At 40.0% G+C, this 7,881-nt stretch carries 2 protein-coding genes; both read right to left on the reverse strand.

Annotated elements, in window-relative coordinates; all coding sequences use genetic code 11:
* The coding region (locus ES677_RS14635; RefSeq protein WP_148381647.1) for an ice-binding family protein at positions 1-5,519 on the reverse strand (5,519 nt) is incomplete at its 3' end.
* A gap of 767 nt (positions 5,520-6,286) precedes the next feature.
* On the reverse strand, positions 6,287-7,881 hold a 1,595-nt coding region (locus tag ES677_RS14640; protein WP_148381648.1), incomplete at its 5' end, for an amino acid carrier protein.

A 7,881-nucleotide genomic window follows, 5' to 3' on the forward strand; every position in this document is an offset into this window, starting at 1 on the left:
TTATTAAACGTCGCTGTTTCCCAACATTCTGTCGTTGGCTCGGTTGCTTGTTCTCCTGTTACCTCCCAACTACACGTATCATTATTAAACGTCGCTGTTTCCCAACATTCTGTCGCTGGTGCTGCTGATTGTGTTCCTGTTACAACCCAACTACAAGTATCATTATTAAACGTTGCTGTTTCCCAACATTCTGTCGCTGGTGCTGCTGCTTGTGTTCCTGTTACAACCCAACTACACGTATCATTATTAAACGTTGCGGTTTCATAACATTCTGTTTTTGGTTTTGCTTCTTGTTCTCCTGTTACAACCCAACTACAAGTATCATTATTAAACGTTGCCGTTTCATAACATTCTGTCGTTGGCTCGGTTGCTTGATCTCCTGTTACCTCCCAAGTACAACTTTCTGTATTAAACGTCGCTGTTTCCCAACATTCTGTCGCTGGTGCTGCTTCTTGTGTTCCTGTTACAACCCAACTACACGTATCATTATTAAACGTTGCGGTTTCATAACATTCTGTTTTTGGCTCGGTTGCTTGATCTCCTGTTACCTCCCAAATACACGTATCATTATTAAACGTCGCTGTTTCCCAACATTCTGTCGTTGGCTCGGTTGCTTGTTCTCCTGTTACCTCCCAACTACACGTATCATTATTAAACGTCGCTGTTTCCCAACATTCTGTCGCTGGTGCTGCTGCTTGTGTTCCTGTTACATCCCAAAGACACGTATCATTATTAAACGTTGCGGTTTCATAACATTCTGTGGTTGGTGCTGCTGCTTGTGTTCCTGTTACATCCCAAGTACAACTTTCTGTATTAAACGTCGCAATTTCCCAACATTCTGTGATTGGTTCTGCTGATTGTGTTCCTGTTACAACCCAACTACACGTATCATTATTAAACGTTGCGGTTTCATAACATTCTGTCGTTGGTGCTGCTGATTGTTCTCCTGTTACCTCCCAAGTACAACTTTCTGTATTAAACGTCGCTGTTTCCCAACATTCTGTCGCTGGTGCTGCTGCTTGTTCTCCTGTTACATCCCAAAGACACGTATCATTATTAAACGTTGCCGTTTCCCAACATTCTGTCGCTGGTGCTGCTGCTTGTTCTCCTGTTACCTCCCAACTACAAGTATCATTATTAAACGTCGCTGTTTCCCAACATTCTGTCGTTGGCTCGGTTGCTTGATCTCCTGTTACCTCCCAAGTACAACTTTCTGTATTAAACGTCGCTGTTTCCCAACATTCTGTCGCTGGTGCTGCTGATTGTTCTCCTGTTACAACCCAACTACACGTATCATTATTAAACGTTGCCGTTTCATAACATTCTGTCGTTGGCTCGGTTGCTTGATCTCCTGTTACCTCCCAAGTACAACTTTCTGTATTAAACGTCGCCGTTTCATAGCATTCTGTTGTTGGCTCGGTTGCTTGATCTCCTGTTACCTCCCAAGTACAACTTTCTGTATTAAACGTTGCCGTTTCATAACATTCTGTGATTGGTTCTGCTTCTTGTGTTCCTGTTACAACCCAACTACAAGTATCATTATTAAACGTCGCCGTTTCCCAACATTCTGTCGCTGGTACTGCTGATTGTTCTCCTGTTACAACCCAACTACAAGTATCATTATTAAACGTTGCGGTTTCATAACATTCTGTGGTTGGCTCAGTTGCTTGATCTCCTGTTACCTCCCAAGTACACGTAGAGTCATTAAACGTCGCTGTTTCCCAACATTCTGTGATTGGTGCTGCTAATTGTGTTCCTGTTACAACCCAACTACACGTATCATTACTAAACGTCGCTGTTTCCCAACATTCTGTGTTTGGTGCTGCTGCTTGTTCTCCTGTTACAACCCAACTACAAGTAGAGTCATTAAACGTTGCCGTTTCATAACATTCTGTCGTTGGCTCGGTTGCTTGTTCTCCTGTTACATCCCAACTACACGTATCATTATTAAACGTTGCCGTTTCATAACATTCTGTGGTTGGCTCAGTTGCTTGATCTCCTGTTACCTCCCAAATACACGTATCATTATTAAACGTTGCCGTTTCATAACATTCTGTGATTGGTTCTGCTGCTTGTGTTCCTGTTACAACCCAAATACAAATTGTATCATTAAACGTTGCCGTTTCATAACATTCTGTGGTTGGTTCTGATTGTTGTGTTCCTGTTACCTCCCAACTACACTTATCATTATTAAACGTTGCGGTTTCCCAACATTCTGTGGTTGGTTCTGATGGTGTTCCAGGTTGCTCAGTGATCGTTACACTTGCAGAAGCATCAGAAGTACAGCTTTCTAATGTTGATGTTATTGTGTAAGTTCCTGCTGGCGCTGTTACGGTGTCTCCTGAAATTGTTACTTCTGTAGATGGACTTACAACATAAGCATAAGACGCTTCATAATTAGTTATTGTAAAACTTCCCGTAGTAGTTGTACACGTTGTCTGTGTGTTAATACTAATCTCGGGTTGTACTGGCGTTGTGGGTTGTTTAGCGATGATTACACTTGAGGCTTTCGAAATACAATCAGCAGCATTTTTAACCGTCACATTATAATTACCAGAAGCTAAACTAGCAAAGGTATTTCCTATTTGATAAGCAGAACCGTTGATACTATACGTTAATCCTGTACCAGTTGGTGCTGTTACGGTAATAGTCCCTGTACTAGTGTCACATGTTGGTTGGTCAATGGAAACTGTTGGCGTATCTATTTGTTCGCACACCACATTAACAGACATATTAGCCGTATCGCAGTTTGTTGAATTATTAACTTCACATATTTGATATTCAACGTTATAATTTCCTGCTGGAGTATTTGGTGGAATCGCAACAGTTCCATCGGTATTTAATGTAAATCCCGATGGGACTGTAACTCCTGTTAGACTAACATTCCCTGGAGCTGTCCCTATAACTACAGGATCTCCATTTAAGGTGTCATTTGAAGTTACGGCTGTTGTATTCCCTCCTGTAGTTCCATTTACAGGAGACATAGTATCTACCACTGCATCTATAACTGGAGCTAAAACCACAACAGTAGAGATTACTGTATCGCAGTTTGTTGGATTATTAACCTCACATATTTTGTATTCAACACCATACTCTCCTGCTGGCGTATTTGGTGGAATAGTTACTGTTCCGTCGCCATTTAATGTAAACTCCGATGGAACTGTTACTCCTGTTAGACTAACATTCCCTGGAGCTGTCCCTATAACTAGAGGATTTCCATTTAAGGTATCATTTGAAGTTAAAGCTGTTGTATCACCTCCCGTTAGTCCATTTACGGCGGCTGTAGTATCTTCTACTGCATCTATAACCGGTGCTGAAACCACAATAATAGAGCGCACTGTATCGCAGTTTGCTGGATTGTTAACATCACATATTTTGTATTCAACATTATACTCTCCTGCTGGTGTATTTGGTGGAATAGTCACTGTCCCATGACTATTTAAAGTAAATCCTGCTGGAACTGTTACTCCTGTTAGAGTAACACTGTCTAAACCTGTTCCTATAACTACAGGATCGCCATTTAGGGTATCATTTATACCTAAGCTAGACGTATCTCCTCCTGTTAATCCATTTACTGCCGCTGTAGTATCTATAACGGCATCTATAATCGTCACTAGCACTGTAGCGGTAGCTGTATCGAAATTTGGTGAGCGAATTCCTACTTCGCTTAATTGATACGTAATGCTATAAGTTCCTGGGGCAGTGTTGGCCTCTAAGATCAATACTCCTTCCGCGCCAATACTCAATGGTCCTGCGCTAATTGGTGTAACATTCGTATTGGCTCCTGTTACAGTAACATCATCCAGAGTGTCATTTGTCGTTACAACACCAACATTCGTTGCAACATTATGTACTTCTACTACAGTGTATGAATCGACTACAGCATTTATCTCAATACTGCAATCGTATATAGTTAAAGTTACAGCGGCCCTAGTTTCACTAGAGTATGCTCCGTTGTAAGACTCTGCGTAATAAGTTACACTTCCAATACCAACTTGAGATGGGGTATTTACAACAGTACCTCCAGATGGCGCATCATACCAAACCATTGTTTGATTTGTTGAAGAAGGATTAGAAGCAGTAGCAGTAATGGTTTGCGACGGTGTTCCGTCTGAACATACTTCTTGGTTGCCACCAGAAACTGGCTCCGATTCAACAAAGCAAAGTGTGTCATTATAAATTACCCCCGTACTAAAACCAATTGCTCCAGCTGTAGAAAGCATTCGTCCCTCTACATTGCTGTTTGCCCCTGCGGAACAAGCTCCTCCGTGGGCAAGAATTGTTCCTTTCATATAAGTAAACGTCCCCAAATCAGTGGCACCTTCAGAAATCCAAAAAACATTACAACGACGCGCTCCATTTGTCAAAATTACTTTTGATTGCGCAGTTACTGAAAAGGCTCCACCAAACCTAAAAATAAATAATGCATCGGGATTATTCTGACCATCTAAAGTAATCGTTCCTGTCAAAGACCCAGCGCCTCCAATATCATAGACTCCAGAATTAACCGTCTCTCCACTTCCAAAGGCTGGCGTGTGTCCAGAAACGGTAACTGGTATATCAATAAGTTGGTTATAGGCATAATCTAAATCTTCTACAGCTTGTGCTGTCTTCGCCCCTGGAGTATAAAAAGATCCAACATGAGTTGAAGTAGCAAACCCACTTATAGCGCCTGTGTTTGTCCCTATATCACCCACAATACCAGAGGTTGCTGCATTTGCCACGGCACCAGCACTGGTAAAAAGCGCATAATTTTTAAGACTTCCTAAAACATCGACAACAGGATTAGGAGCACACAGACCTAAGCATTTTATGGGAATTGTTATAGGACCAGCAGGTATATTAGCTTCACTTCCTGCCCCAATGGTTATAGCTCCTTCTGAGGCGAGCAATCTCCCTTCTACAGTAACACCGGTTCCAAGACTAATAGCTCCAGGATGCGAGAACAACGTTCCTTTTACATTACTATTTGCTCCAATTGGAATAGCCCCTTCAGCAATCCAAAAAACATTAGCGGCACGCGTTCCGCCGCTTAAAATGACATTTGAAGAAGCGCCTATAGAAAATGCGCCTTCAAATTTCATTATAAAAAAAGCATTAGGGTCTCCTCCTCCATCTAGAGTAAGAGTTCCACCTATAGATCCTGCACCACCTATGGAATAAACGCCGGGAGTTATGGTTTCCCCGCCTCCAAAAGCTGGAGCATGCGTCCCAGGTTCTGTAACAAAGACATCACTAAGATGTATATATACCCTAAGCAAATCTATTCTTGCCTGAATGGTTACAGCATTATTATTGTATATTGAATAGTCATATTCTGCCCCAAATCCGCTTCCACTAATTACACCATTATTTGTTCCGGCGTCACCTGTAACGGCACCACCGTTTGTGATAGCTCCTGCCCCTGTATAAGCCTCGAAAGAGGAAAGTGTACCTAATTCAAGTGTTTGACTAAAACTTACATTCGAAAATAAAAATAGTGCAATAGAGGTAATAAAGAATAATATTCTTTTTATCATAATGGTTTGGGCTTATGTAACGATGGAATAAAATATTCTCCTTGGTCTATTTTACAGAAAATACTTTATTTTTTTTATGAGGGCACTTTACAGACTGCGAACTTAATCAGAAATAATGGTTTAAAAATAAGAATCACCGCAACTAACCAAAAAAGCGTGCTGAAATAAGATCTTTAATTCGATTTTATCCCTTACACCATATAAAATAACCGCTTATTATTATTTATAAGAAGATATTTTCATCACTTTTACTTTTTTTAAAGCTTTTTGTAACAACAATCTCAATTTATTAACAATTCCAAAGTCATAAATAGATTCTTTTACGTTTGCACTATCACAGAGCAATTTATCTGTTTTTATAACAGTCGTTCCCGCACTAAGAAGAAGATTTTACAGATTACCGTTTTCACACAAATACCGCCTAAAGAAAGGAACTAAACCTACACCAAAAGCTAGTAAACTAATTGTGTAATATTGATAGCTTTTAATTGTAGTTTATTGTTGTTGCTTTATTTTTTTATAGACTGAGTCAACACTGGTTTTTGTAGTAATTTATATGTTGTTCAACTTGATCACAGAAATTTATTGATAATTAATTGTTATTAAGGGATTACCATAAATTAGTTTAAAATAAATTTAAGCACAGCTATAGATCCTAAGTTAAAAACGGCATTCTCTTTAACTGATAACGGTAAAATATCGTTATCTATTTTTCTATGTAATTAGATTTTTTTATGCTGGATCGCTTAATTATATTTTACCTTACCTTAATCTTTAGCTTTACTAAATTTGGGGTTGATATACAATTTCCCCTCTTTTAATTTCTTCCAATACACTTTCATATCGGCGTTAATTTCCGGAGCCAAAATATACAACCCTATTATATTTGGAAAAGACATGGCAAGAATCATCATATCGGCGAAACTTAATACGGCTCCTAGACTTACTGAAGCACCTAAGACTACAAAACCTAAATACAAAATTTTATAAACCGCTTCGACTTTTTTACTTTTCCCAAAGAGAAAAGTCCAAGATCGCATTCCGTAATAAGACCAAGAAACCATTGTGGAAAAGGCGAACAAAAACACAGCAACCGCCAAAACGGAAGGAAACCAAGATACCACACTTCCAAAGGCATCTGCGGTAAGTTCGACGCCACCTAGTCCGCTGCTAGTTTCGTGCATACCCGTAAATATTAAAACTAGTGCAGTCATAGTACAAATTAACATCGTATCGATAAAAGGTTCCACTAAAGACGCATAACCATCGGCAATGGGATTATTAGTTTTAGACGCACTATGGGCAATTGCTGCCGATCCTACTCCTGCCTCACTTGAAAAAGCGGCGCGTTGCAGACCTATAATCAAGACTCCAATAAATCCCCCTTTTAAAGCTTCGGCAGAAAAAGCACCATCAAAAATCGCTAGAAAAGCACCACCAATATATTCGATGTGATAACCTATCACTACTAAACAACCTAAAACATATAAAATAGCCATAACAGGAACTACCTTTGCAGTCACTTTGGCAATACTATTAATACCACCGATAATTACAGCACCTACTAGCAAAGCGAAACCAATTCCGAACCAAAACCCTTGGCCTTGTAAAAACGGAATTTGCTCTGACACTATTTTAAAAGCCTGATTTGACTGCAGCATATTACCGCCACCAAAAGAAGCGCCCACCCCAAGAACTGCAAAAAGAATGGCCAAAAATTTACCCAAACGCTTAAGGTTGCGTTTTTCAAGACCATATCGTAAGTAATTCATCGGACCACCAAATATGCGCCCTTCATCATCAATAAATCGATACTTTACACCCAAAGTACATTCAGCAAACTTTAAAGACATCCCGAAAAATCCGGCTAAAAACATCCAAAAAGTAGCCCCTGCTCCTCCCAGAGATATTGCCACGGCTACCCCAGCGATATTACCTAAACCAACAGTAGCAGAAACTGCCGTTGCCATAGCTTGAAAATGTGTTATAGTTCCTGGGGCATCGGGATCGTCATATTTACCTCGTGCCAAATCCAAAGAATGGCGAAAGCCACGAATGTTTACAAATTTTAAGCGCAGGGTAAAGAAAATACTTCCCAAAATAAGCCAAATAACGATAAAAGGAATCGTGTTGGTCTTTATTTCTCCATTGGGATGCAAAAGCGGTTGTGGTGTTTGAAAATTAATAACGGCTAAAAGTGATGCGTTGTACGAACCCGTTTCAGGCCTACTTGAAATTATAGCCCCTTCTTGTGTTACGTATTTTAAAGTTCCTTCAGTTGGAGCAAAAACGGAAAGTTCTATATTCTTACTGCTTTCTAACACAGCAATTTTCTCTCCTTCTTTTACCAAGCTTCCTTCCG

This window comes from Bizionia gelidisalsuginis (assembly GCF_008086185.1).
GTDB classification, from domain to species: domain Bacteria; phylum Bacteroidota; class Bacteroidia; order Flavobacteriales; family Flavobacteriaceae; genus Bizionia; species Bizionia saleffrena.